This is a genomic window from Sphingobacterium sp. BIGb0116, from assembly GCF_024808035.1.
Classification (GTDB): domain Bacteria; phylum Bacteroidota; class Bacteroidia; order Sphingobacteriales; family Sphingobacteriaceae; genus Sphingobacterium; species Sphingobacterium paramultivorum.
On sequence record NZ_JANUDT010000006.1, the window covers coordinates 381,608 to 408,587 of the forward strand.

At 41.8% G+C, this 26,980-nt stretch carries 17 protein-coding genes; 13 read left to right on the plus strand and 4 right to left on the minus strand.

From position 1 onward, the window contains the following. The first annotated feature begins 341 nt into the window (after positions 1–341). From M2419_RS16535 to M2419_RS16550, 4 genes are all read left to right on the plus strand, one after another. Positions 342–3,398: a beta-L-arabinofuranosidase domain-containing protein gene (locus M2419_RS16535; protein WP_259255404.1), complete on the plus strand. Its 3,057-nt coding sequence runs from the start codon at positions 342–344 to the stop codon at positions 3,396–3,398. Between the two features lie 137 nt (positions 3,399–3,535). Continuing rightward, on the plus strand, positions 3,536–4,213 hold the full coding sequence (locus M2419_RS16540; RefSeq protein ID WP_153848028.1) for a response regulator transcription factor: 678 nt from the start codon (positions 3,536–3,538) through the stop codon (positions 4,211–4,213). Next, positions 4,210–5,493 carry a cell wall metabolism sensor histidine kinase WalK gene (locus M2419_RS16545; RefSeq protein ID WP_153848029.1) on the plus strand — a complete coding sequence of 428 codons (1,284 nt, stop codon included), beginning with the start codon at positions 4,210–4,212 and terminating at the stop codon, positions 5,491–5,493. Before M2419_RS16540 ends, M2419_RS16545 begins: the two co-directional genes overlap by 4 nt. An 82-nt stretch (positions 5,494–5,575) precedes the next feature. Continuing rightward, positions 5,576–6,025, plus strand: coding sequence for a PepSY-like domain-containing protein (locus M2419_RS16550; RefSeq protein ID WP_153848030.1), 450 nt, complete (start codon positions 5,576–5,578; stop codon positions 6,023–6,025). 104 nt (positions 6,026–6,129) lie between these two features. Here the strand turns inward: M2419_RS16550 and M2419_RS16555 are convergent, their stop codons facing one another. The 3 genes from M2419_RS16555 to M2419_RS16565 all read right to left on the minus strand — a co-directional run bounded on the left by M2419_RS16555 (position 6,130) and on the right by M2419_RS16565 (position 9,950). Further along, on the minus strand, positions 6,130–7,149 hold the full coding sequence (locus tag M2419_RS16555) for a DUF4625 domain-containing protein (protein ID WP_259255405.1): 1,020 nt from the start codon (positions 7,147–7,149) through the stop codon (positions 6,130–6,132). A 44-nt stretch (positions 7,150–7,193) separates the two neighbouring features. Continuing rightward, on the minus strand, positions 7,194–7,670 hold the full coding sequence (locus tag M2419_RS16560; protein ID WP_153848032.1) for a DUF4625 domain-containing protein: 477 nt from the start codon (positions 7,668–7,670) through the stop codon (positions 7,194–7,196). A 111-nt stretch (positions 7,671–7,781) separates the two neighbouring features. Then, complete coding sequence (locus tag M2419_RS16565) at positions 7,782–9,950, minus strand: TonB-dependent receptor (protein ID WP_153848033.1); 2,169 nt, start codon at positions 9,948–9,950, stop codon at positions 7,782–7,784. A 228-nt stretch (positions 9,951–10,178) separates the two neighbouring features. On the opposite strand from M2419_RS16565, the gene M2419_RS16570 reads away from it, so the two are divergent. The 6 genes from M2419_RS16570 (at position 10,179) to lepB (ending at position 18,845) form a co-directional block, all read left to right on the plus strand. Further along, on the plus strand, positions 10,179–12,656 hold the full coding sequence (locus M2419_RS16570; protein WP_153848034.1) for a tetratricopeptide repeat protein: 2,478 nt from the start codon (positions 10,179–10,181) through the stop codon (positions 12,654–12,656). Positions 12,657–12,663: 7 nt separating this feature from the next. Next, positions 12,664–14,451, plus strand: a complete 1,788-nt coding sequence (locus M2419_RS16575) for an HSP90 family protein (RefSeq protein ID WP_159730381.1) — start codon at positions 12,664–12,666, stop codon at positions 14,449–14,451. 97 nt (positions 14,452–14,548) lie between these two features. Next, positions 14,549–15,610 carry a hypothetical protein gene (locus tag M2419_RS16580; protein WP_153848036.1) on the plus strand — a complete coding sequence of 354 codons (1,062 nt, stop codon included), beginning with the start codon at positions 14,549–14,551 and terminating at the stop codon, positions 15,608–15,610. A 113-nt stretch (positions 15,611–15,723) separates the two neighbouring features. Next, positions 15,724–16,197 carry a hypothetical protein gene (locus tag M2419_RS16585; protein ID WP_153848037.1) on the plus strand — a complete coding sequence of 158 codons (474 nt, stop codon included), beginning with the start codon at positions 15,724–15,726 and terminating at the stop codon, positions 16,195–16,197. 329 nt (positions 16,198–16,526) lie between these two features. Further along, complete coding sequence (locus tag M2419_RS16590) at positions 16,527–17,258, plus strand: hypothetical protein (RefSeq protein WP_153848038.1); 732 nt, start codon at positions 16,527–16,529, stop codon at positions 17,256–17,258. A gap of 9 nt (positions 17,259–17,267) precedes the next feature. Then, positions 17,268–18,845, plus strand: a complete 1,578-nt coding sequence (gene lepB, locus M2419_RS16595; RefSeq protein ID WP_153848039.1) for a signal peptidase I — start codon at positions 17,268–17,270, stop codon at positions 18,843–18,845. Between the two features lie 74 nt (positions 18,846–18,919). Here lepB and M2419_RS16600 read toward each other — a convergent pair whose 3' ends face one another. Then, on the minus strand, positions 18,920–19,468 hold the full coding sequence (locus M2419_RS16600; protein WP_153848040.1) for an outer membrane beta-barrel protein: 549 nt from the start codon (positions 19,466–19,468) through the stop codon (positions 18,920–18,922). 451 nt (positions 19,469–19,919) lie between these two features. Between M2419_RS16600 and M2419_RS16605 the strand changes: the two genes are divergently transcribed. The 3 genes from M2419_RS16605 (at position 19,920) to M2419_RS16615 (ending at position 26,977) form a co-directional block, all read left to right on the plus strand. Next, positions 19,920–22,997, plus strand: coding sequence for a SusC/RagA family TonB-linked outer membrane protein (locus tag M2419_RS16605; RefSeq protein WP_259255406.1), 3,078 nt, complete (start codon positions 19,920–19,922; stop codon positions 22,995–22,997). A gap of 14 nt (positions 22,998–23,011) precedes the next feature. Beyond that, positions 23,012–24,892, plus strand: coding sequence for a RagB/SusD family nutrient uptake outer membrane protein (locus M2419_RS16610; RefSeq protein ID WP_259255407.1), 1,881 nt, complete (start codon positions 23,012–23,014; stop codon positions 24,890–24,892). Between the two features lie 162 nt (positions 24,893–25,054). After that, positions 25,055–26,977: a 7TM diverse intracellular signaling domain-containing protein gene (locus M2419_RS16615; RefSeq protein ID WP_259255408.1), complete on the plus strand. Its 1,923-nt coding sequence runs from the start codon at positions 25,055–25,057 to the stop codon at positions 26,975–26,977. The last annotated feature ends 3 nt before the right edge of the window (positions 26,978–26,980 follow it).

A 26,980-nucleotide genomic window follows, 5' to 3' on the forward strand; every position in this document is an offset into this window, starting at 1 on the left:
GGCGTTTTTTACCGCTCCTACGGGGGGGGGAGGGGTTGTGGCCCCATGGACGGCAGTCGACGCGATACACCTTAGTTAAAATCTGGAGAATATCGGCTAAAATAAACCTATGTATAATGATGTAGAGTCATTAATTTTATAAATGTCAAATAGACAGCAATGCGGAAAATGTTCTTCGACTTTGGAAGCTTATTAATTTGGAAGCTTATTAATAGGCATTGCTTTTCTTTTTGATTGTCATCTTTTGAAGACAATCAAGGAAAAAGGATACGTTAATAGCTTTTACCTGGCTAGAAGGTGATCTTTAAACAATAAATCATTAGCGAATAAAAGATAGCGATATGAAAAGATATACGATATATTTTGCGGCAATTCTTACGATTTTTATCAAAACGACCGCTGTAGCTGTGGCACAGGGTGGGGATCAGATCTTGGATGGTATTGGAGAGACAGGCATGGTGGCCCGTTACGTCTTTGATGGGGATTTTAAGGATTGGTCGCGCAATGGACTACATGGTAAATTCCAAGGGACAAAAGCGTCATTTGTGTCAGATAAGCAATTTACAAAGGTGCTTTCTCTCGCTGGAGGAAAGGACGATTTTGTCGTACTTCCACCGCAAGTACTCGCTGATATCGAGTCGATCAGCATTACAGGCTGGATGTACTTACGTGCAGCGCAATCTGGCCAGTATTTATTCGATTTTGGACAAGATATCACCAGGCATTTTGCTGGAACACCAACAGGTACAGCGCTACAAAATGGCTATATGGGGATAATCGCGCAAAAGAAGGCCGAAGTAAAAAATGCGGTCTCTTCGGCAGTGCCTTTAAACAAATGGGTGCACTTGGCCATTGTGGTTGATATTGCTACGGGGACCATGCAAACGTATTTAGATGGTATGCCTACCGGAGAAGTTAAAGGTATCCCACAGGAGTTGACCGAGGTTTTTGGACAGACAGGTAGTAAGAGGACACTATACATTGGAAAATCCCTGTTGGATGGAAATGTAAGTTTAAATGCACTGTTGCATGATTTTCGCATTTATCGTGTGCCACTGAATCGAAACCAGATCGGCATGGTGTACAGAAATGCGCTGAAAGGTGTGCGTGAAGATGTTACTTCTAAAGGTAAGGCTGAGGATGACTTACCGCGATTTCCAATGAACAAAGCAGAGCTTTATAATGCCTTTTTAACCGGAGTTGCAGATGTCACGGTAGAAACAGAGGTAGGCGAGCTGCCACGATTGCCGAGTTATGTCGTCGGTACATATAAAGACGGTATGGTGGGACCAAAAGTGCGTGTGTTGTGGCCTGCACCAACCGACAATAGTGCCGTCGCGCAGCAAACAGCTTACACCGTCACGGGGCGTGTTCCCGGGACTGATCTGAAACCCAAAGCCATCATTACAGTCAAAGGGAAGGTAAAGTCCAAGATGCATAGCTTAAAATTGGACGCATTTCACTTGGATCAGGTTTCCCTTAATACAGATGTAAAGCAGCATCAAACGAAGTTTATTGAAAATCGCAATAAATTCATTGATACATTGGTAAAATCGGATCCCAATTCATTCCTCTATATGTTTCGTCACGCCTTTGGGCAAACACAACCGATCGGTGCGCAGCCCTTGGAGGTATGGGACAGCCAGGATATCAAGCTGCGCGGTCATGCTACAGGACATTACCTGACGGCAATTGCACAAGCTTATGCGAGTACAGGCTATGATAAGGTACTCCAGTCAAAATTTTTGGGGAAGATGGATACCATGGTCAACGTGCTTTATTCCTTGTCAAAGTTGTCGGGTACGCCGAGACAAGCGGGACAGGCTTCTATTGCGGATCCTGCTGCGGTACCTTATGGCCCCGGTAAATCAGCTTATGATTCTGACCTGAGTGACGAAGGAATCCGTACAGATTATTGGAACTGGGGACTTGGTTTTATCAGTGCCTATCCCCCGGATCAGTTTATTATGCTTGAACATGGCGCAAAATATGGAGGGCAGAAGAACCAGATTTGGGCACCTTATTATACCCTGCATAAAATTCTGGCCGGTCTGATGGACGTTTATGAGGTAAGTGGGAATAAAAAAGCATTGGAGATCGCAGAGGGAATGGGCAATTGGGTGTATACACGTTTAAATAAAGTCCCGACAGAAACATTAATCAAGATGTGGAATACGTATATCGCGGGTGAATTTGGGGGAATGAATGAAGTGATGGCAAGGTTATATCGTATAACGGGTGAGGAGAACTATTTAAAAACCGCCCGCTTATTTGACAATATTGATATGTTCTACGGCAATGCCGCGCACACACATGGACTGGCCAAAAATGTAGATACTTTTAGGGGCTTACATGCCAATCAGCATATTCCTCAAATTGTGGGTAGCATGGAGCTATACCGGGTGTCCAATGAGCCCCAATATTATAAAATCGCGGACAACTTTTGGTATAAGGCCACCAACGATTATATGTATAGTATCGGTGGTGTGGCTGGGGCCAGAAATCCGGCCAATGCCGAATGTTTTATTAGCCAGCCGGCGACATTATATGAAAATGGATTTTCTGCAGGCGGGCAGAACGAAACCTGTGCAACCTATAACATGCTGAAATTGACAAGTGACTTGTTTATGTTCGATCAGCGCGCAGAGTTGATGGATTATTATGAACGTGGATTATACAATCATATCTTAGCTTCTGTTGCAGAAAATAGTCCAGCAAACACGTATCATGTGCCTTTACGCGCAGGATCTATTAAGCAGTTTGGAAATGCCAATATGAAAGGCTTTACCTGCTGTAATGGTACGGCTATTGAGAGCAGTACTAAATTGCAGAATACAATCTATTTTAAAAGCAAAGATGACCAGTCGCTGTATGTCAACCTGTATATTCCTTCTACCTTACACTGGACGGAACGCGGAATCAGCGTCGAGCAACAAACCAGTTTTCCGAAAGCGGATCAAACAGCGCTGACCATACGGGGGAATGGCAAATTTGAACTTCATGTGCGGGTGCCAAGCTGGGCAACAAAGGGATTTTTTGTTACAATAAATGGAGTCGATCAAAAAATTAAAGCTGAGCCGGGTACTTACCTGACCTTAAACCGTACCTGGAAAGATGGCGATGTGATTAACCTTAAAATGCCATTTCAGTTTCATCTGGACCCTGTTATGGATCAGCCCAATATTGCGAGTCTGTTTTATGGGCCAATCTTATTGGCAGCCCAGGAACCTGCAGCAAGAAAGGACTGGCGTAAAGTAACCTTAGACGCAAAGGATATTGCTAAGTCTATTAAAGGGAATCCCGAAACATTGGAATTTTACATTGATGATGTGCTTTATAAACCTTTTTATGATACTTACGGACGTCATTCGGTTTACCTGGATGTCAGCTTAAAATAGGAGGCTAGCAGTGTATTCTTAAATCTTTCCCAAATTCAAGGTACCTTTGTCATAAACAATTGTGTATGTAAATTGTCATTTAGCATGGACAGATTACTATTGTTTACACAAGTTTTCCTCTAAATAGAATTAAGAAGATGAAAATATTGGTTATTGAAGACGAAGCGGATTTAAGGGAAATTGTGAAGGCATCTTTACTTAAGGAAGAATATACGGTAGAAACTGCCGCTGATTATGGATCAGCCCTTGAGAAAGTCGCTGTTTATGATTACGATTGTATCCTGCTCGACATCATGCTGCCTGGAGGCAATGGTTTGCAGATCCTCGATCAGCTCAAAAATGAGGGTAAGTCCGATAATGTGATCATTATCTCCGCAAAGGATTCTTTGGACGATAAGCTAAAGGGACTCGAACTTGGAGCCGATGACTATTTGACAAAACCCTTTCATATTGCTGAGCTGAATGCACGGATTAAAGCCGTGTTACGAAGGAAACAACGGGAAGGTAAGCATACATTGGAAATGGGAAACATCGTGCTGGATCTCAATGAACGCTGCTTATTTATTGCACAGGAGCCTGTGCCTTTAAATCGGAAGGAGTTCGATATGCTCAACTACTTCTTATTGAACAAAAATAGACTGGTCAGCAAAAGTGCGCTGGCAGAACATGTATGGGGCGATAATACGGACCAGGCGGATAATCTTGATTTCATCTATTCACAGATAAAAAACTTGCGCAAAAAATTCTTGGCTAGTCATGCTGATGTGGATTTTGAAGCGGTATATGGAATCGGTTATAAACTTGTCGAAAAATGAGATTAGCCAACCAAACACTAAAGTACCTTTCTATCTCCGTGTTGGTGGTCATAGCCCTCTGGTCAACAGTGTTCTATCTATTTATGTTGGAGGTGATCCACGATAATATCGACGAAGAACTCGAAAACCAAAAACGGCTCATTATCCAGGAACTTTCTAGCAATCCCACCGTAGCTCCAGATTTAGAGTTTGGGATAAATAACTATAAGGTGCGCCAGATCTCCGAAGAACAAGCTCTTAAGATGCAAAACGTTTATAAGGACACCATGTTGTATATGCAGGACGATGATGATCCCGAACCGGAGCTGGAACCAGTCCGAATGTTGACGACAGCATTTGAACATCAAGGACATTATTATGAACTTTCGATCATCAACTCGATGATCGAAGAAAGCGATCTAATCAAGAATCTCTTTTATTCTGTTGTTATTTTATTTGTTTTGTTGGTCATCAGTATCGTATCCATCAATAAAGTCGTAATAGAACGTTTATGGGGACCATTATATATTTTCTTGGATCAGTTGACACGGTTTCGTTTAGGCAAAACCAAGGAGAAGCCTACTATGGATACGCAGATCCAAGAATTTAAAGATCTACAGCTTGCAGTGGCTACCTTAATTCGCCATAACGAGGAAAGCTATGAACAGCAAAAACAATTTATCGGCAATGCTTCGCATGAATTACAGACACCGTTGGCCATTATGATCAACAAATTGGAAATCATGGCGGAAACAGAGGGGCTGAACCAGGAACAGTCTGAGACTGTTGCAGCGGTATTAGCAACTGCCGAGCGGCTTGTTCGCCTCAATAAATCCTTGTCGCTGTTGAGTAAAATTGAGAATAAACAATTTCTGCACAATGAGGATCTTTCGTTCAATACGCTTGTGCTGAATATTGTAGCGGAGTTTGAGGCTATTGCTGAATTTAAACAGGTAAAAATCAATGTTGTACAAGAAGATCAGCTGAGTGTACAAATGGATGGTGCTTTGGCAAATATAGTGGTATCAAATCTCCTACGAAATGCTTTGTTCCACAATAGATTGGGCGGCGAGGTGAATATCCATATAACGAACAAAGGGCTGGCCGTGTCCAATACGAGTACACATGCTGCGTTGGATGCTAACCTGGTATTCTCCCGTTTTTATAAATCAGATGCAGCATCCAAAGGTACTGGCTTGGGGCTTGCCATTGTGCAGGCCATCTGTCACCTCTATAGTTTTGCAATCGTCTACCATTATGAAAACAATCAGCATAGCTTTCAGCTCAATATGGTCCCTTAGAGAATATTCCAGGAGCAGGCATGTGTTCCCAAATCTTTACAGATTCGCTTTTTTACTTTGTAGTACACTAAAAAATAGAATCATGAACTGTAAATTAATCTGGAGTGCTTTCGTACTTGCACTGACAACCACAGGAGCTATTGCTCAAGATATACCACAAAGTCAAGTTCCCGCTGTCGTGGTGAATAGTTTCCAGCAGAAATTTCCAAAAGCCAAAAAAGTAGATTGGGAATTGAAGGGGAATGTTTATGAAGCGGAGTTTGAAACGGGCTTATTTGGCATTGACCAGGAAGCTTGGTTTCAGCATAACGGAAAACTTTTGCGCTACAAGACTGAAATAAACAAAAGAGAATTACCGAAGAGTGTGCTGGACCGGGTGAAAAGAGATTTTCCGGGATATCGCATTGAAGACGCAAAAAAGATTGCAGCCGAGCAGAAAGTGAGTTATGCGTTTGAAGTGAAAAGTCGAAAAGAGGAGTGGAAGTTGGTACTCGATCCACAGGGAAATGTTCTTACGAAAGTAAGGGACTAAGCCGATATTTCTGTACAAATAAAACCTTCATGATTTTACACGCATTCATAGCGGCGAAATCATGAAGGTTCTTTTGGGCAAGTAAGCTGAGTTTATTGCGCTAACTAATCTTCTCCTTGCTCTGCGTGGATTTCAAAAGATAGCTTTATGAGGTCTTGACCAGCAAACTTAGTGGCATAATCCGATAAGTTCCAGTCAGTACGGGTAACTTTTGCCTTTGTGCTGGCATCGTTAAACTTGCGAAGTATAAAGAATACATTTTTCTCGCCTTCATTATCTTTTCCTGCCGTAAAATAAGTGATAATCCCTGTCGTCTCCGTTGCTCCGTTGACTGCAGAGCCATCACCGTAGGTCGTTTCTTTCGTTTGAAAGATCGCACCATTTCCTGTACTGCTATTCGGATTTAAAACAAAAGAACCACCCGTAAGGAATGCTTTGTAGTAATCTGCAGTTGCTTTATTGCTGATGTATTGGCCCTGAATTTCTTTTGAAGAAGCATCAAATTGTTTTAATTCAATTTTATAGATACCTGCAGGATTGAGGTGAGCATGTCCTCCAGCCAATGCTGTCCCCTTCTCATCAAAGCTGATAGCAATTGGTTCTACCTTTTCTTTCTCGGCAAGATCATGGAAATGGTCTCCATGGGCTTCGCCGGCTACTTCCGTAAATACAAGCTTATAAGCAACTTTGGCATCTGAACCTTGTATAGTCAACGGTGATTCAGCTGTAGTCGCATTTCCGGCTTTGTCGGTTACGGTAAAATGAAAATGATATGCCCCGGCGGGAGCATCAGCAGGAACATCGATGTGTTCATGAAATGTTGCATTTTTCACGCCAATGTATTTCCCATCCGTATAGGCTTTTGTAAACTTATACTGACCGCCACCTTCTTGATGAACCTCAATTTCGATTTTAGCAATCAGTGCTTCGGCAACAATATCGCCTTCAAGATGTAGATCTGATCCCGCCTGGACAGTTTTGTTATTGCCACTGCCGATTTCAAGTGTGCCTATCTGGGGCTTTGCAAGTGCTGGAATTTCTTCGTTATCTTTCTTACAGGACGATAGGAAGCCTAAAAGAATTGTACTTAACAGGAAGAAGAAGCGAATGTTTCTAGTTTTCATGTAAAATGGATTTAATTAAATTGAGTTGATAAATATGTATGGTATTACTCGAGTATACGGATGCTGATTCCCTTCTGGCTGCTCCATCCCGTCAGGTCAGTCACCTGAATCATAAAGTGATAATTACCTGGATCGATATCTGCTGGCACATCGATTTTTAATTCGGCATCATATTGCTGTGGCTGCCCCGGAATATTGACTGTCTTGACCAAGGTGAAGGGCTTGATGGGAGTTTTGATCGCTTCAACAGTGCATTCGCCGATTTCTGTACTATGCGAATGATGGTCAAAATTATGGTGTACGTCGATACTATAGCTCCCGAGCGCTACATTATCGGATAGCTTACTGTGGAAAGTAAAACTTGTGCCTCGTTTAATTGTGCTGCATTGTTTTGGGAAAGCCGTTTCCGAATCGATGGCGATGGTCGGTTTTTCGGTATCAATGCTTTCCTTATCTTTTTTACAGGCAACAGTCATGGCAAGTAACACTGTAATAAGTGTGTATTTTTGAAGTGTTTTCATATATAAATTTTATTCATTCGTGTATGTGTTAAGCGATATTCATGAGCTTGCGATGCTCGTATATTGCTCAACGGTTGTTTATAGGGAGCAAAGGGTTTAGTTTTAATAATCTTATGATCGGGACTGTTTCCCAAAGGGAACTCCAATGGATAGAATAAAATTCCTTCCCTGTTCAGGCAAAGAGATCAGCCGATAAAAGCTGGTATGATCCATATATTTCTTGTCAAAGAGATTTTGAACCTGTAAGCGTAATTGGAGGACAGATCCCGAAAATCGAAGTTGTGTTCCTGCCCGGAAGTTGAAGACTTGATAATCTGCTGTGGACTCTTCTGGTGGAACAACGTGATACTGCGCTGCTGTCCATTTGCAATCGACGGAAAGGTAGGTCTCTTTAAAATGTTTGCTATTTTTTGCTGTCCAGCTGATGTCCATCACAGCTGAAGGTGCCGGAGAGAAAGGAAGTGTATATCCTTTCTTTGCACCCGATAGTTGTTCCGATCGAACATATTCACCCAATAATTCTACTTTCCATTGTTTCAGAGGCTGGTAGCTGAGTTTCAATTCTGCTCCATAACGGCGAACACGGCTTTCCATATATTCAAAGATTTGATTGCCGGCACCATAATATTGATCGTAGCTTGACGTGGGATTGAGATAGATATAATTGGAAAAATAATTAAAGAATGGTGTAAAGGCGACAAAGACTTTTCGGGGACTCCAGGTCAAGGATAAATCCAGCTGGTAGGACTGTTCGGGAGACAATGATTGATTGCCTCTTTCATAACTGAAGTAGTGATAGTTGACACCATTGGCGCCGAGCTCCTGTGCAATGGGGGCCCTGAAACTTTTTCCTACATTGATTTTTGTTTCCAGATCTCCGAATTGATGTGCCGCTCCTATAGACCAAACCAGACTATTGAAACGGCGACTGAGGGCCGAAGCCCGGACTATTCTGCCCGACTGATTATCTTCCAGCTGTGATTCGAACCAATCCTGATACGGTGAGGTCTGAATATGGCTGTAATCGTAACGCAATGCCCCATATAGCATGGTTTCGTCCGCGATCTTGTATTGATCGTAAACGAATAGGCCCATTGCTTTTTGGCTAAAAGTGGGGATGAGAAAGCTCCAACCATCAATCCGGTTATCCTGATACTCTCCATTTGCACCAATGGTAAGTCGATGTGTGGCCAACTCAAATTGGTCTTTTACAGTGATACTATAGACCTGTTTGTCATATAACCTTTCCAAATTGATTGGGATAGTCATATCTTTTGGATAAACAGGTGGCATATAACCATGCGCGGTGTAATTGTTATATTCTTGCCGGTAATTTTTCTGATAGCCCAGGTCTATCCAAAGCTTATGCGTATTCAGATCGATAAAGTTGCGGTTAATAAGCTTCAGGTGATTGACCGTCTGGCTTGGGAAACCAATGTCACGACTGGATTTGTCATAAAGTGCTGTATCTACGTCCCTTGGTTCCAAGCCGTGCGCATTGGCAAAGAAGCCAAACTTTGTATGATAATTACTCAGGTAGAAAATCGAAGAAAAACGATCTGATAGATATCCGCCACGTAGTTGAAAATGTGTCTCTCGTCCCGCAGTGTTGCGAACATGCCGATCTTTCAGACGTACCGCATAATTGTAAACATAGACTGTATCTGTGGGGACACGGTAATCGCCATATTCCAGATGCGTGAATCCTCCTCCAAATACCCAATTTCCTTTTCGGCCCTGTGTTTGCAGCGATCCGCCAAAAGTCGCGTTGTTTGACTTTGTCAATAGGTTAAACTGCCCCTTAAAACCTGTCTCCTGTAGTTCCGCTGGCGGTGATAGCCGAATGACACCGCCAATGGCATCTGAGCCATACAGAAATGAGCTGGACCCCTTTAGTACCTCGGCACTCCCCACACTGAATTGATCGATTTCCAATCCATGATCCAGCCCCCATTGCTGGCCTTCATGTTTAATGCCATTTTCTACCGTGGCCACACGATTAAATCCGAGCCCTCTAATCTGCGGTTTAGACTGATTGGCACCTATGCCTATGGCACTGACACCGGGAAGTCTGCTTAATGTCTGCATTAAACTACCTGCTTGGTATTTTTGTATAGAGTCGGCAGTTAATAGCTGGATCGATAATGCTCCTTCTGCTGCCCGGTGATAACGTCGCCCTCCAACTTTTACTTCTTCAAGCTCGATATTCTTCTCCTGTCCATAACATGGGAAAAATAGCTGTTGTGCTGCGATAAGTGAAAAAATGATATACCTATTCATCTATGTGGATTCGATTCGTAAAGAGTAATCAGTGCAATCAATATGTATTACAATTAATATGTATTGCAATTAAGTTGCAACAAATATAAGTAAAAAGATTTTAAAAGCAATATAGTTGCATTATAATAAACAGAATTGACTGTATGATACAGTGGCAAAGTTTTTGTTGCTTTTTGGCGCCTAAAGAGTATAAAAAGCATGTTTTACAAGTAGTACATACGATGATATATGAAGTTAAGTGAAGAATATTCTATTAAAGTTGCCGCATTGCAATCGGCTGAACATCAATTGACAGTTGACCTTTCGAAACGAATTACGCCCGATATATGGCTTGATGTCCTGATTTATTTTGAGCACAACTTGGAGCAGTCCAGTGCGGCTGCACTTTATGATGCATTATTTGAAAAAGGAACTGATTTTGCCGTAAACGTATATCTGAACGAAGAGGATTATACCTTTTTTATCGATAAAATACGAACAATATTAGAGCGCTATGCTGCGATCAATCCTCATGCATGGGTGGAGCTTGGCTTACAGCATATTTTATGTCGCCGACATGTGGTAGAGAAAGAAAAGGCTTCCCTTTATTTGAAGAGAGGCATCGATGCTGGGGTTGAATGGGCAAGACCCCTTTATCTATACTACAATTATTTAGGTTTGCTGGCCGATATCGACCGCGATATCGCCAAGGCCGAACTGGATGCACTCGCTTTGGGCGGATATCTTTGGGGAATTGCATATGCTGCCCATATTGATGTCTGGACCGATAAATATGAAGAAGTCTTTGACCGTATTCAGCTGCTCAAGCAATCTCCGGAAAGGAAAATACTGCGCCATTATTATGAGGCGCTCCAATTTTACTATGCGCGTAAAGAGGATAAGAGCAAACGCTTGGAAGCCCTGGAAGAGGGTATCACGATGGCTGAATCTCGTTATTGCAGATTTGTGCTGAATGAAATAAAACGTGCGGAGGCGGCTTCCATAGGTGAACAGGAGCTTCTTGTACCGGAATATCGAGAACTGTTTGAATACGGAATGATGGACGCCGCGGTGCAAATTGCACTTATCAAACTTCAGGCACTGGCCAACAACAATCAGGAAAAACAGGATTTCGAAGAACCGCTGTGGTATCTTCAGAAAGCATACGACTATAATAATAATTATGCGGGTTATCGTCTCGCCTGTCTGTATCTCTATCAGGAGGCTGTGCAGGACATCGAAAAGGGACTATCTTTATTACGTCTGCTCGACGAGAAAGACGGGTATGTGGAAGCTCAGGTTGAACTCGCTGAAATTCTCCTCGAAGGTAGGTTCCTCCCAAGGGATGAAAAATTAGCCTTTCGGCGCTTCAGCGCAATGGCGGAAAAAAACATTGCTTACGCCAAGTTGCGCATGGGTAATATGGTCGAATCTGGCTATGATGGAGTTGCTCCGGATTACAAAACCGCCTTTGCTTACTATCAGGATGCAGCAACAGATAAATTGCCTCAAGCTTTATATCAGGTTGGTAGGTACCTAAAATATGGTATCCATGGAGAGGAACCAGATTTGGCCGCTGCATTGCCTTATTTTGAAGAAGCGGCAGGATATAATAACGCCACTGCGCTAACGGAAATGGGTTTAGCTGCTGAATTAAAGTCCGAACCGGATTATAAATTGGCCTTTGATTATTTCTCGCGTGCGGCAGAGCTTGGTTATCCATATGCGTATTATTTAAAAGGTATTTATTTGGAAAATGATTATCACCAGTCCGGAGCTCCCCAACCGAAAGCAGCTTTTACGGCGTTTGAAATTGGAGCCGATATGCAGGAGTTAAATAGTATATATGAACTGGCGCGCTGCTATCGGGGGGGCATAGGTACGGAGATAAATCTGGACCGGATGATTGCTTTATACCAACAGGCTGCTGAACGAAATCACGTACAGGCTTTGACTGATCTGGGTCTCTGTTATGAATATGGTTATGGATTGAACCAAGATACATTTAAAGCACAGGAAAATATTAAGAAGGCTGCTGATCTGGGGTTCCCTTATGCAACTTATGTATTGGGACGATACTATTTGACCGGATTGGTGCAAAAGGATGCAGCTCATGGTCTTCAGCTTTTGGAAGAGGCCGCGCAAAAAAATGTAGCTGAGGCGCTCTTGCTGCTTGGCGACTACTTTTTCTTCGACTATGATCAGCTGGAAGAATACGACAAAGGCTTTGATTACTACACGCGTGCCGAAAAACTTGGCTATCTGACGGAGGGAATTGGCATGTGTTATGAGTTTGGTATCGGCGTGGAAGCACAGCCAGCGAAAGCTTTTGGATATTATAAACAAGCTGCAGAGCGACGAAATCAGGAGGCGAGCTACCGATTAGCCCGTTGCTATTATTTTGGAGTAGGTACCGAGATCGATAAAGCAGCTGCCTATGGGTATTTTATGGAAGTAGCACAGCAAGGTAATGTGTATGCCTGTTACTTTGTTGCGGTTCAGCTGCTGGAAGGAGATGGCATACCGATGGATCTTCGCGACGGTGTAGAATGGCTTATGAAGGCCGCTGAAGCCGATCATGCTGAAGCACAATATAAACTGGCCAACTGTTATCTTATGGGTGATGGGGTAGAAGAAAATGAAGATCTTGCCCTGGAGTGGTTTGAAAGGGCGGCAGACAATGGACATGAAGAAGCTATTCGATTGACAAAGAAAACGAGAAAGTAAGAAAAACATGCAAGAAGAAAAATCCTATTCCTTTCAGGTCAATCTGAAAGGAATGATCGCACTGCTCTCCGAGCACCTGTATAGCGATCCCAATACATTTATTCGGGAATTGCTTCAAAACGGCGTGGATGCAATTACAGCATTGAAACACTTGGATGAACAGCATCAGGGTAAAATAACGATTGAGCTGCCAAGCATTGAACAACCGAAGTTTCTGTTCAGCGATAATGGGATAGGCCTTAAGGAGACCGATATTCATCAATTTTTGTCGGTTATAGGTGAGAGTTCAAAGAGTAAAGACATTAAGGATGCTCAGGATTTCATTGGTAAGTTTGGTATTGGACTACTTTCTTGTTTTGTGGTCAGCGATGAGATAATTGTGGAAACAAAATCGGCCCTTGAACAACTGCCTCTACGTTGGACCGCGAGAGCTGAAGGGGACTATAAAATCGAGCGGCTTACTGAAGATATTCCTGTCGGAACACGTGTTATCCTAAGCCCTAAAAAACAATTCAACTATATCTTTGAAGCGGATTATCTTGAGAAAAAAATCAAGTTTTATGGAGATGCGCTGCGAGAAAACATTTCGATTGTAGTTGGAGCTACCGAAAAGATTATTCATAAAGAAGAACCCCAATGGCTTGCTTCATCAGTTTCGAAAGCAGAATTGCTGGCTGTTGGAAAAGAACTCTTTCATGTCAACTTTTTAGATGCAATTCCATTTGAAACGACGGCGGGAAAGGCAAAAGGGGTGTTGTATATTTTACCTTTCCGTACGCAGTTTAGCAGTAAGCAGCGTCACCGTATCTACTTGAAGCGCATGTTTCTCGCTGAAGAAGATCAGTCTATTTTGCCAAATTGGGCTTTTTTTGTCCGGATGCTTGTCAACACAGAGGAACTTAGTGCCACCGCCTCACGGGAGTCTTTGATGAAAAATGATCTACTACGGCAGGCGCGAAAAGAAATAGCTGCTGTGCTGAAAACGTACCTGCAACAGGTGAAGAAGATCGATTTCGATATATATATTCGCATTATCCAAACTCACTATCTCCACTTGAAAGCTTTTGCGCTTGAAGATCCGGACTTTCTAGCGATATTTTTGGCAGATATTCCGTTTGAAACCAATCGCGGACAACGAAGCTTTCAAAATATCATTGATCATCAGCAACAGCTCTATTACTGTGCTGATTTTGAAGATTTCAAACAGATTGACCGTATGGCCGATACACAGGGGATGATTCTTGTGAATGCGTCCTACACATTTGATACCGAGTTGCTCCGCAGGATCAAACAAAAATATAGCGATTATAAGATAACAGAGATGTCGCCCAATCAGCTCCTGGAAACGTTTCAGCCGATTCATGAAGATGAGCACAATCACTATGTTTCTTTTCAGAAAGAAGTGCAGCGCATTTTAGACGATTATAGCTGCGTCCTTGAAATTAGACGGTTTAAACCGATTGATACGCCGGCTATTTTTACAAAAATGGAGCAAAATAATGTAGAAAATACGATTAGCCAATTAAAGGAAAATGCAAATCCTTTTGCGCAAGTACTCAAGACATCGAGGCCGAATAAGATCCAGAATACGTTATGTTTAAATGCTGACAATGCGTTGATCAAAACGCTAATGGATATAAAAGATGTCTACATGCTTCGTTCAGTTATGGAAGTGCTTTACGTGCAGGCGCTAATTTTGGGCAAGTACCCTGTCCAGGAGCGGGAAATGAAGGTCATGAACGAGGCCTTGAAAAGCCTCATCGTCATGGGGTTGGATAATTTTGTGAATCTTTAAAGCGGTTGAGTATACTTCTCCGCGTAAGGATTTCCTTTTATTGCATAGAAAATATATTAAAAAGTAAATATACTCAAAAAAAAGAGGGAGTAATTAGATGTACACACTTAAAATTCAGAAACTTCGCAATCAGGTTGCACGAGTAGACAATACCTTGGAAAAGGTTAACCTGTTGACACAGGCTATTCGGATTGCAGATGAAAATCAAGATATTGAATGGGGATATGACCTTCGCTTAGATTTAATCAGCGAAGAGATAGACCTTGCTTTTTCAGCCGAGTCATTACCTGCGTTTGCGTGGATATTACAGGCTTACGATGAAAATCCTGAACTCTTTAATGAAGAAGACTTCTTGTGGCAATACAAATGGATGATGTCCGAATTATACGATAATCCTGCTGTCAGCCGTGAGCAGATTGAAGCGGCTTTGCGCGACTTTGAACAACGATTGATCCGCAACGGTTATGGTAAGCGTGCCATATACAATGAGGAGCTGAGTGATGCGCTGGCGCAAAAAGATATTGTCGCTATCGAGCGCGCATTGAAAAACGTAAATGCTATGCAAAGAGATGACATGAGCGATTGTGAAGCCTGTGAAATGGATGCAGAAGTATCAGCAACACTCATACAGGATGGCTATAGCCCAGCAGTCGATAAAGCCTTACCTTTAATTGAAGGCCAGTTTACCTGTTCGCATGTGCCTTTGCGTACGGCAGTGAACCTGGCTTATGAAGGTCTTAAGCAAGGTGATACTGAACAGGCCGATAAAATGGCGCTGCTGGCAGAAAAGGAGGTGTTTAAGAAAGAAAAGGACTCCGCAATTTTGATTTCGGCAATTAAACTAGCAACCTATTTTTCCTATACCAATATTGGTAAAGCGAAGGAATGGATCGAACGATTTTTGCCTTGGGCTGATGGTCCCGACAATCGATCCATGTTTCAGTTGGCCTGCTATATCTGTGAAGCCATGAGGAATTTTGGCCCTGATGAATCTTTTATGCTTGAGCTCGGCAATCAGCATAATTTTTTTCAAGGGAAAAATACCTACACCGCAAGCGAATTGGCCAATCATTATGGAAAACTGGCGGATCAACTCGCAGACCGCTTTGACCAACGTAATGGCAATCACAACTTTCGCAATCAGTTAATGTCCCTTTAGCTTGGAATGGCTGCAGAAATCCCTGATTTCCGTGATGAAATTCAGTTGTTTTGAAGGCTATCTTTGTGTAAATGAGCATTAAATACTGAAATACATCAACAAAATAGATCAATATGATTAAACAATTTATTACGGGCATGATGACCGCAGCGGTTCTGAGCCTGTCAAGTTGTGGTTCGGGAGAAAAAGATCCTGCAGCATACAACAATTCAATTATTACCGTTATAAATAGTAGTGAAAAACATGTGACAGACATGAATGCCGCCATGAATGGCTCCGATTATACGAAAGCCGAACAGGTCCGCGCAGATTGGGAAAAATCTTTGAATGATGATATCAAGAAAGTCGAAGATCTGGGAGATTTTAAAGGCGATGCGATATTCCAAAAAGCAGTTCTTGATGGCTTAAATGGGTATAAAAAAATCGTTACAGAGGATTATCCGAAATTGATTGAACTCCGAAAAAATAAGACACCTGATGCTGCTAAAGAGTCTGAATTGCTTGAAAATATCAATAAAGCATTTGAAAATATGAGCAATGGTGTCAATCAAGCATCTACAGCATTTGAAAGTAAATATAAAAGTTAACCTTATTGCATGAGCAATTGGGTAAGCCACATCACCAAGAAATGATGTGGCTTTGTTTTTTGCAGTACAGCTGTTGCTTAAGAAATACGGCTGTATTGACTTGTATTGTTAGAGATCGTTTTTAGGGATCCTAAAATCTTTGCGCAATATTGTAGGAATGCGCCTAGCAAAACAAAATGCTAACAAACGTTAAAACTCCGAAGGCCGAACTTGAATTTCATATTTTTATGTAGTTTTACATGAAGCTTGGACGGAGAGTGCCAAGTATATCATTAATACAATCAAAATAGGTTAATAGGTGCATAAGCTATTGACAAATACAGAGTCCAATGAAAGCCATATCAATTTTAACTGCCGTGATTTTGTCTTCCTGTGTAGGCATCTCGATCACAGCTCACGCACAGGAAGTCGCCAAAAATTTAGACTACTTAGTGCTTATGAATGCAGATACCCTTTATGGGAAAATCTCCTCTGTAAAAGATCAAAAACTCAAATTTGAGAATCAGCAAAAAGAAAAGTTAACGTTTGAGCCGGGCGATATCTATCGTGTATATTGGCAATCCAAAAAGAAAGTTTATGCGCCCTCTTATGTAGAAGATGGACTAGAAGTGGTGCCTGGAACATCTCCAAAGATGTATCGAATTCAGAAGGGGCTCAATCAAAATCCCACTTTCGCAGAAGTACTGGCTGATGGAGAAATTATTGCATATTATGTTTCGGAAACGAAGGTCAGTGGTGGGGCCGGCATAGCTATTGGTGGTGGTGCAGGTACGATGGGAAATATCATGGTCAATAAATATAAACATGCTTATGCATTGAAAAAATCAACTGGCGAGGTCATTGAAATCAATAGCAACCATAATGGGTGGTTTAGTGATGTGAAAAAGAAAAGACCCATTACTTTTGGTAAATTGATCAATGACGAACCGGAGTTGTTTGCTGAGTTTGAAAATGAAAAAAAGTATGATTATGATCTTTTTATTAAATACATCATGCGATATAACGAATTACAAAAATCGAAGAGCTCTCCGGAATCAACAGAGCGATTCTTTATTTATTAAAACGAATTTATGATACTTATCATCTTTATTGTATTGACTATAGTCGCAGCCTACGGCTTTTGGTTGCTATTTGAAAAGGCAGGGCGCAAAGGCTGGGAGGGAATTGTTCCCGTCTATAGTCAGTGGATACAATCGCGTATACTCGGCAAGAAGACCTGGCAGCTTATCCTTTTGCTTGTTCCGATCGTCAATGTTTTTGTCTTTTATAATCTCTACCTTGATTTTATTCATTGTTTTGGAAAAAGAAGATTTTGGGAAAACTGCGCCGCGGCGCTGCTTCCGTTTATCGTACTGCCACTTTGGGGCAGAGATAAAAACGTGCAATTTCTGAATGGGCTATATGCCAAAAATCTGAAAGCAGCGCATGCCGAAGGTCGCGTGGCGACAAAGGAATCTGAACTGGAAATTGCGCATCAATCGTATATAGACTATAAGAAAAAATATCCCTATAAAAAATCGATGGTACGAGAATGGGCGGATGCGATTGTTTTTGCGACTGTCGCTGCAACCTTGATTCGTGGTTTTTTATTGGAGGCATTTATGATTCCTTCGGGGTCTATGCAACAGTCTCTCCTCATAGGAGATTATCTTTTTGTCAGTAAACTAAATTACGGCCCCCGTATTCCAAATACACCTATAGCGTTTCCTTTTGCACATCATACGATGCCATTAGTAGGAGGAAAAGCATTCTCCGAACTCATTAAAATTCCTTACAAACGATTGCCCGGATTTCAAGAAATAAAACGGAATGATGTGATCGTTTTTAATGCACCTGCCGGTGATACCGTTGCTGTCGAAAATCAAGACTTGCCCTATTATGACTTGGTGCGTAGCATGGGGCGTGAAGCAGTACATCAACAATTTACAATTCAGACCCGCCCAGTCGATAAACGCGAACATTTAATTAAACGCTGTGTGGGAATGCCCGGGGATAAAATTAGCATGACAGAAGGAGTATTGTTTGTGAACGACCAACCAGGTTTTGTAGCCCCGGAAAGTCAGATGGATTATACGGTGATCACAGATGACACAGGTCTGAACGAACAGCGCCTGAAAGATATGGAAATAGAAGTCTCTTTAATTCAGCCTGGAGTTTACCTAATCTTTCTAACAAAAGACCAGGCAGCCATGGTAAAATCTTGGTCCAATGTCAAATCCATGCAAATGAACTTGGAAAAACCGGGAGTGGCTCAAGCAAATACCTTTCCGAACGACCCACAATACAAATGGAATTATGATAATTTCGGCCCCTTTGTTATTCCTCGAAAGGGCATGACTATTCCACTGAATGCACAGACCTTACCACTCTATGAGCGAGCCATAAGGGTGTATGAAAATAACCTGTTGGAAAAGAAAACGGATGGGCTTTATATCAATGGAAATCGAACAGATTCCTACACCTTTAAAATGGATTATTATTGGATGATGGGAGATAATAGGCACAACTCGCTCGATGCGAGGGATTGGGGGTTTGTTCCTGAGGATCATATTGTCGGAAAAGCATTATTTACCTGGATGAGCTGGAACGCAAATGGCAATGGGCTTTCCAAAGTACGGTGGAATAGAATTTTTAAAGGTATCCATTAAAAAAGAATGGATTAAAACAATAAAAAAGGGGAAATGATTAGAATCATTTCCCCTTTTTTATTGTTTTAATTGTTCTAGAAATGCAGTGAAAAACCTATTCTTGCGCTGAAAGCATTGATGCCATCGGCATTGTCGTTTAGGCCATGATCATAACGTACTGCCGGCTCTATAGCAATGTTTTCTTTTACAAATAGGGCATAACCAAGTTGACCTCCAAAAATGAAAGCATTCTCGCCACCACTATTAATACCACCTAGATCTATCTGCACGGGCAATTGATTGATAATATAGTATTTTAATCCCGCTTTATAAATAAACGAATGTGTAGAATTCAATTCGATTTTTTGGCCATCAAAATCGAATGCATACCTTTGACCAGTGAAACCTAATCCTGCTTTGACAGCTAGTTTATCTTGGAAAAAATAACCTGCTTCACCGCCTACAGACCAGAGCCGGGCGCCATTGTTGGAATAAAAGCTAAAGCCGGAAGTAGAGAGGCCGGTAAGTGGCGAGAGATTCGTTTCGACCATCCATTTTCCTTTAGAGATCGCTGTTGGTGTTTCTTGGGCCGATACAGTTTGCAGACCCAACAGGGTAAGCATTATAAAAAATATTCTTTTCATTGGTTAATTATTTTTATGGCGAATATAGTATTTCAATAGTTAAATGACTAATAAGGGGGATTCTTTTTATTTTTTAATACAACAAACCTGAACGGCTGCATTTTGATTGAGTGATGCAATTTGCGTAAATCATAACAACGCCTTTTGTGGCTTATGTTTTTCTCGCGAGCGCTAAAAATAATAAGACCAAATGGTGGACAAGAAAAATCAAAAAATATTGCTTGTTGATATACCGTATTAATAATCGCTATTTCCTTTCGATATAACCTGTGTAGATCAATCAGTTAAGGATGTAATTACTTGGGATTTAAGTGTATTATTATTTTTTATAACTATCTAATTTGCAATACTTTACACTTTATTTTAGTTGTTTTTTTGATTTGATCGAATTAATTTAGCTTCCATAAATAACCCAATTAACAATTATTTGAACGCTAAATTTCCATAAATTATGGCCAAACAATTAACGCTCCTGATTACAAGTGTACTTGCATGTACCTATATGGCAAATGCACAAAATCGGACAGTCAGCGGTACTGTAGTGGATAGCCAAGGGAAGCCAATTCCACAAGTATCTATCAAACTGAAAAATCGTTCTGGGGGAACGACAACGGATGACCAGGGGAGGTTTTCTATTGCTGTCTTTCCTAAGTCTACGATAGTATTGTCAAGTGTGGGCTTTCTGAATAAGGAGCAGGACGTCGATGGACAGACAACGTTGAATATAACCATGGACTCGGGCAATACCGAATTGACCGAAGTTGTTGTCATCGGTTATGGAACCGCTTCCCGAAAGGATGTCACGGGCTCCATTGCAAGTGTAAAAGCTGAACAGCTTGAAAACGAGAACCCGCAGAGTGTTGCGGATCTGCTAAAAGGGAATATCGCAGGTCTTAGCGTATCACAAAATACTTCTGCGAAAGGAGGCGGAGATCTATTGGTGCGTGGTAAAACCACGCTCAGTGCCTCGACTTCACCATTGATCGTATTGGATGGGATTATCTACAATGGGCAGCTTTCTGATATTAACCCCAATGACATACAGACCATAGATGTCCTGAAGGATGCGAGCTCATTGGCTGTTTATGGTGCTAAAGCTGCTACAGGGGTAGTTGCCATTACCACCAAAAAAGGAACAAGCGATAAACCCGTGTTGACGGCGAATACCAACTGGGGATTAGCTACCCTAGCGCGTAATCAACGTGTTTACGATGGCCCTGGTTTTCTGAAATGGCGAGCAGATGTGGGGCGCGCTGGTGGTACAAGGCCATCCTATTTCTATGACGATCCGCGTAACCTCCCTTCCGACGTGACATTTGATCAATGGCTTTCAGGGGGCAATAAAGATTTGGATCCAGTAGATATTTGGTTAGATAGGCTTGGTCTAGTGGCGAATGAAAAAGCCAACTATATGGCGGGTAAGACCATAGATTGGTATGATGAGATCTTTAGAACAGGAATTCGTCAGGATCATACGGTGAGTATGAGCGGAAGAAAGGAAGATGTCAATTACTACATGTCGGTTGGGTATAACAAAAATCAAAATCTGATCGAGGGTGGTGAATTCAGTACATTTCGGGCGCGATTGAATCTCGAAGGTAAGGTGACGAACTTTCTGCGTATGGGGGCCAATGTGCAATATGCTGATCGCGACGAGGGAGCAATTGAGGCCGACTGGGCACAGTTGACAAATCTATCGCCCTATGGTGATAAATACAATCCAGATGGTACATTAAGAAGGATTCCGACAGATGATAGCGGATTGAATGCCCGTAATCCTTTTCTAAATATGACCTACAATGACCGGATGAACAAGCAGAATACCCTTTTTGCAAGTCTCTTTGCAAAAGTTAACTTGCCTTTTGGTATTACTTATCAGTTCAACTTTAGTCCCGGTATTGATATGTATCGTACCTTCAACCATAACTCTTCTGCAAATCCCAATGTGACTATTACTGGTGGATCGGCAAGTCGTGATCAGGAAACGCGTTATAATTGGCAGATCGATAATCTCCTGAAATGGAACCGGAAATTTGCTGAAATCCACAGTGTGGATGTAACCCTTTTGGCAAATTCTGAAAAATATCAAACTTGGTGGACGCAGGCGGCCAATCAAGGTTTTGTTCCCGGGGACTATCTTGGCTATCATAATCTAGCCAGTGGTAATCTGCCTACTGTCAATAGCGAGGATAAAGTATATACCGGTGACGCCCTGATGGCACGGGTTAATTATAGTCTTATGGATCGCTATAATTTGACCCTATCGGTGCGTAGGGACGGTTACTCTGTGTTCGGAGTCAATAGTAAGAGAGCGACTTTTCCGGCAGTAGCTGGAGCATGGACCTTCTCCGAAGAATCGTTTATGAAAAACCTTTCCTGGCTAAATTTCGGTAAACTTCGACTTTCATATGGTATCAACGGTAACAGGGATCTTCGTAATCCAGATAATGGAACTGTCGATCCTTATGCCGCTTTATCGCAACTGACGGTCAATAAATACCAGACAGTCGACGCCAACGGTACACCGGCTGAGGTCAATACAGTAGTGATCGGTTCCCGAATGGGAAATGAAAATCTCAAATGGGAGCAAACCACCTCACTCAATGCAGGATTGGATTTTTCAATTTTCAAGGATCGAATCAGCGGCTCAGTAGATGTGTATAGTAAAAGGACAAATGACCTTTTGGTCAAACAATCGCTTTCCAGTGTGTCAGGTTACCAATTTGTTTATTCCAACTTGGCCGAGGTGAAAAATAAAGGACTCGAAGTCAGTTTGACAAGTCGCAATATTGTCGACGGAAATATCAAATGGAACTCCAATTTTATTCTCTCCTTGAACCGAAATAAGATTTCACGTCTTGCAACATCAAATAACGACCCCGGTAACGGTTGGTTTATAGGACAGGATATCGATGTAATATGGGATTATAAAGTATTGGGCGTATGGCAGGAAAATGAGGTCGAGGAGGCTAAAAAGTATACAAAAGCAAGTATACGTCCCGGAGATTTCAAATTGGAAGATGTGAACGGTGATTATGTCTATAATGATGAAGACAAGCAATTTATAGGTTACACTTCCCCACGTTTTACTTGGTCCTTACGGAATGAGTTTAACTTGTTCAAGAACTTCGACTTTTCATTTCAATTGATTTCTAATTGGGGTCAGAAAAAACAATTTAATCAGGCGAAGAACAATCCCGGAAGTGTGGGCTTTATGCGTTCAACGTCCTACGTTCAACCGTATTGGACTCCCGAAAATCCGAGCAACGACTATGCGCGCTTAGGAAGCGGCGCGAACGGAACGAGTTTCAATGTCTATTGGAAAAATAGTTTTATACGTCTGAACAATATATCGCTGGCCTATTCCCTGCCGAAAACAGTATCAGAACGACTTAAAGTAAGAAACCTGAAAGTGTATATGAACGTCAACAATGCTGCGGTATATGCACCGGTTTGGAACTATTGGGATCCGCAGAATGACGGTCCTACGCCGCGATATTATACACTAGGTTTGAATGTATCTCTTTAATTAAAACGAAGAAAATGAAGAAAATAAATATAAAAGTAGCTGCCGTTTTTGCGTCAATCACCTTGTTGGCTGTCCATGGATGCAAAAAGAGCTTTTTGGACTCCGATCAGCTATCGCAGTATTCTCCGGATAATCTAAACAATGTCGATGCTCTTAAGGGTGTATTGAACGCTTTGGGTAAAGCTGCGCGGGGCGAATTTTTTGGTGATGCTGCTCCCATGTTGACCGAATCTATCTTCTCGGATGTTGCTGTGGAAGGAACAACAGACAAGGCAACACCGGCTCAGAACCTTGTTTCATTGATCACACCTGATGCCAACCTCAATAGTGACGACTTCAATAAGATTGGTTGGTATTGGACCAATTTTTTCGCTGCGGTCCGGTCGGCAAATACGGTGATTAGTAATATCGATCGCCCAACATATAGTTCAGAGGCTCAGAAAAATGAAATCTTGGGCGCAGCTTATTTCTATCGCGCTTATTTTTATTATCGATTGGTACACGAATTTGGCGATGTACCGCTACAGTTGAAAGATCTTTCGGCTCCGAAATATGATTTTTACTCAACCAAAAGAGAGGTTATCCTTAAAAAGATGAAAGAAGACCTGGAGTTTGCACAGCTCTGGGTTAAAGATGGTGTTAATAAAGGGGAAGTGACAAATGGGGCAGTCAATCACCTGTTGACGAAGATAGATCTCGCATTGGGAGACTTTGACGGAGCTATTGCTGCTGCCAGTAGAGTCATTGACGGTGGTAAATACACGCTGATGAAAAACCGCTTTGGTAGCACCGCGGCAGACCAATCTAAAAATGTCGTATGGGATTTACACCGCATGGACAACAAAGCAATCCCTGCAAATAAAGAGGCTTTATTCCTGGTGATTGACAGACAAACGCTGCAGGGCCGTACGGATCTTGGTTCACAGCTGATGCGGAATACCGTTCCAGCTTGGCATTTTGCCAACTTAAAGATCCCACAAGGCGGATTGCAAGCCATTGTGGATGCTGTGAGCGCAGAGATCCCATTGACACGGATGTATGGTCGTGGCATTGGTCGTTATCGCGGTACGTACTACAGTACCAAAGAAATATGGACAGATCAGACAGATTACCGCCATGCAAAGGGAATGTGGATGGATATGACGGATCTTGTTTACAATAATCCGGCAATCAAAGCTTCAAAGGACCCCGAAATCAGTAAACTTTATGGTCAGCCGATCCAACAGTTTACAAAAGAAAATATCAATAAAGTGTTTACCAATGGTTCGTTGGATACCATTCGTCACTGGTTTGGATGGCCTCATTATAAGGTTTTCATCAATTCAACCAATCAATTCGCCGAAGATCCAAATTGGAATCCACCGCGTGGAACAAACACGGACTGGTATGTCTTCCGTTTGGCTGAAACATACTTGTTGCGTGCAGAAGCCTACGTATGGAAGGGCCAGCAGGCACAGGCTATGGCAGATATCAATGCCGTTCGGGGAAGAGCAAATGCTGCGTTACTGCAAAATGCGGCAAAAGTTACTATCAGTACCGTATTGGATGAAAGGGCACGAGAACTCTTTTGGGAGGAAGCACGTAAATCAGAGTTGACACGTATTGCCTATATTTTTGCACAGACTGGCATCCCTGCTTATAATGGCAAAACATATAGCATGGCCAACTTCGCACAAAACAATTTCTTCTACGACCGTATTATTGAAAAAAATTCCTTCTATCGCGATAAGGTTCCTACTGTACAGGGGGTACATTATGAGATTGCTCCATACCATGTGCTATGGCCTGTACCTGCATCAGCGCAACGATTTAATACCAACGGGATGATCAATCAGAACCAGGGTTATGCCGGCGCAGAAAACAATGTGCCGCCGCTCGATAAGATTGTTGATTAGTTGCGATGGTCAGATCGTAAATGAGCACTATAAGCTTTCTGATAATTTTGTTATTTTGACCTTCTAAAAACCGGATAGGATCCGTATCCAAATACGAATGCCTATCCGGTCATAAATAACCAAAAGAAAGAGGTGAGACGAGCTATGTATACTGTAAAAAGGATGAGAATACGCGGATTTGCGTTATTGCTATTGTTATTTCAAATGGGTTTGCTATTTGGTCAAAAGCCTATTGCGCTATTGCCCGGTACAGCCGAACATATTTTTAAGACCACAGAAGTATACTATATCGAAGATAGTACCAATGCCCTGTCATTTGCAGAATTAAGATCACCGGAATACGCAGAACAATTTAAACCTAATGAGCGATACTATCCGAAAAATTTCAATCGATCCTCAACTTATTGGTTTAGGGTGCGAATGTCTTTTGATCAACACATATCCCGCGACCGGATTATCGAACTGTTCGATCAGACTGCCGATCTGGTGGAGGCATTTATCCCAAATGGAACTGGTGGATTTGTCCATTATCAGGCCGGCGCTTCGATCGATTTCGAGAATAGGCAATTTATGCACAAGAATTTTGAATTTCTAATTCCTGCATTGCAGAAAGGTACTTATGAGGCTTATTTTAAGGTACGATCAAGACAGATGGTCAACGTAATTTTGGTCTATCGTACCCTAGATCGTTTTGTTCAATATACGCTGACTGAATATTTTACTTTCGGCCTGTTCTATGGGATGATTATTCTGTTTAGTTTCAACAATTTACTCATGTATTTTGCTGTCAGAGGACGTCAATACCTGTATTATGTCCTCTATATCTTGTGTGTAGGACTATACGAGATGTCTTCGGATGGTATTGCTTTTCAGTATCTATGGCCCGAAAATCCCTGGTTCAATCAATACGCAACAGCAGTTTTTGTCTGCTGTGTCAGCGTTTTTGCCTTGTTATTTACGAAATCCTTACTGCATGTAAAGGAAAAAGAACCTAAATTGAATCGTTTGTTGGATCTGGTCATTATTTTGAGAATAGCATTCTTTCTGTACTGCTTAAGTTTTAACCAGAACTGGTTTATCTACAAATTTGTTGAGATCGTTCCATTGTCAGTTGCCTTTTTTTCGGGGATATGGCTTTGGAAGAAAAACTATCGTCCAGCCCGGTATTTCGTACTTGCTTATACGTTTCTTTTCCTCGGCTTTGTAATGAAGGTAATCTATGTATTGGGCTATGCGCGTTTCCTGCCCAGTTCGATCGGGCATTATAGCATCACATTTGGTTTTGTACTGGAGATGACTTTTCTCTCATTCGCAATTCATGATAAAGTTCGGCTCTTGAAAAGCAAGAAAGAACGGGCGCAAAAGAGAGTTATTGAACAGATGCAGATCAACGAGAAACTCCAGGAGAAACACAACAGAGATCTTGAACGGAAAGTGCAGGAACGCACGCTGGAAGTGATACAGAAATCAAAAGAACTGTTTGAAAAATCCGAAATTATTAACGATCAGAATCGCGAACTGAAAGAGATGAATAGCCTGTTATGGGCTCAGTCGGAAGAGATTGGCCGGATGAACCAGTTGTTGACAAAGGATAATAAAAACCTACAGACCAATATTGAACGGATTACCGATGATCGGGTGCTTTCCAAGGAAATGAATTTTGAAGAATTTGGGGTAAAATATCCAGATAAGGAGACCTGTTATAAGGTCTTGTCCGAGCTGAAATGGAAAAAAGAATACCGTTGTATAAAATGTGGGTACGATAACTATTGTGTCGGTAAAACACCCTATAGCCGAAGGTGCACCAAGTGTACCTATGAAGAATCTGTGTTGAACAATACGATTTTTGAAAACGTACGTATTCCAATTAATAAAGCTTTTTATCTGGTTTATCTCGTCCATTTCCATCAGGGCGATATCTCTTCCTATAAGCTTTCGCAGAAATTGGGTATTCGGCAGAGTACCTGCTGGAATTATGCAAGCAAGGTAAAAGACATCCTGACAACAAGTGGTAAAAAACATAAAAAAAATGAAAAATCAGGTTGGACAAGACTGGTGCTGCACGCACTGGATCGACCAACATAAATG

Coding starts and splice junctions, on each gene's coding strand:
- M2419_RS16535 (WP_259255404.1), top strand. CDS start 342: ATGAAAAGATATACGATATATTTTGCGGCAATTCTTACGATTTTTATC.
- M2419_RS16540 (WP_153848028.1), top strand. CDS start 3,536: ATGAAAATATTGGTTATTGAAGACGAAGCGGATTTAAGGGAAATTGTG.
- M2419_RS16545 (WP_153848029.1), top strand. CDS start 4,210: ATGAGATTAGCCAACCAAACACTAAAGTACCTTTCTATCTCCGTGTTG.
- M2419_RS16550 (WP_153848030.1), top strand. CDS start 5,576: ATGAACTGTAAATTAATCTGGAGTGCTTTCGTACTTGCACTGACAACC.
- M2419_RS16555 (WP_259255405.1), bottom strand. CDS start 7,149: ATGAAAACTAGAAACATTCGCTTCTTCTTCCTGTTAAGTACAATTCTT.
- M2419_RS16560 (WP_153848032.1), bottom strand. CDS start 7,670: ATGAAAACACTTCAAAAATACACACTTATTACAGTGTTACTTGCCATG.
- M2419_RS16565 (WP_153848033.1), bottom strand. CDS start 9,950: ATGAATAGGTATATCATTTTTTCACTTATCGCAGCACAACAGCTATTT.
- M2419_RS16570 (WP_153848034.1), top strand. CDS start 10,179: ATGAAGTTAAGTGAAGAATATTCTATTAAAGTTGCCGCATTGCAATCG.
- M2419_RS16575 (WP_159730381.1), top strand. CDS start 12,664: ATGCAAGAAGAAAAATCCTATTCCTTTCAGGTCAATCTGAAAGGAATG.
- M2419_RS16580 (WP_153848036.1), top strand. CDS start 14,549: ATGTACACACTTAAAATTCAGAAACTTCGCAATCAGGTTGCACGAGTA.
- M2419_RS16585 (WP_153848037.1), top strand. CDS start 15,724: ATGATTAAACAATTTATTACGGGCATGATGACCGCAGCGGTTCTGAGC.
- M2419_RS16590 (WP_153848038.1), top strand. CDS start 16,527: ATGAAAGCCATATCAATTTTAACTGCCGTGATTTTGTCTTCCTGTGTA.
- lepB (WP_153848039.1), top strand. CDS start 17,268: ATGATACTTATCATCTTTATTGTATTGACTATAGTCGCAGCCTACGGC.
- M2419_RS16600 (WP_153848040.1), bottom strand. CDS start 19,468: ATGAAAAGAATATTTTTTATAATGCTTACCCTGTTGGGTCTGCAAACT.
- M2419_RS16605 (WP_259255406.1), top strand. CDS start 19,920: ATGGCCAAACAATTAACGCTCCTGATTACAAGTGTACTTGCATGTACC.
- M2419_RS16610 (WP_259255407.1), top strand. CDS start 23,012: ATGAAGAAAATAAATATAAAAGTAGCTGCCGTTTTTGCGTCAATCACC.
- M2419_RS16615 (WP_259255408.1), top strand. CDS start 25,055: ATGAGAATACGCGGATTTGCGTTATTGCTATTGTTATTTCAAATGGGT.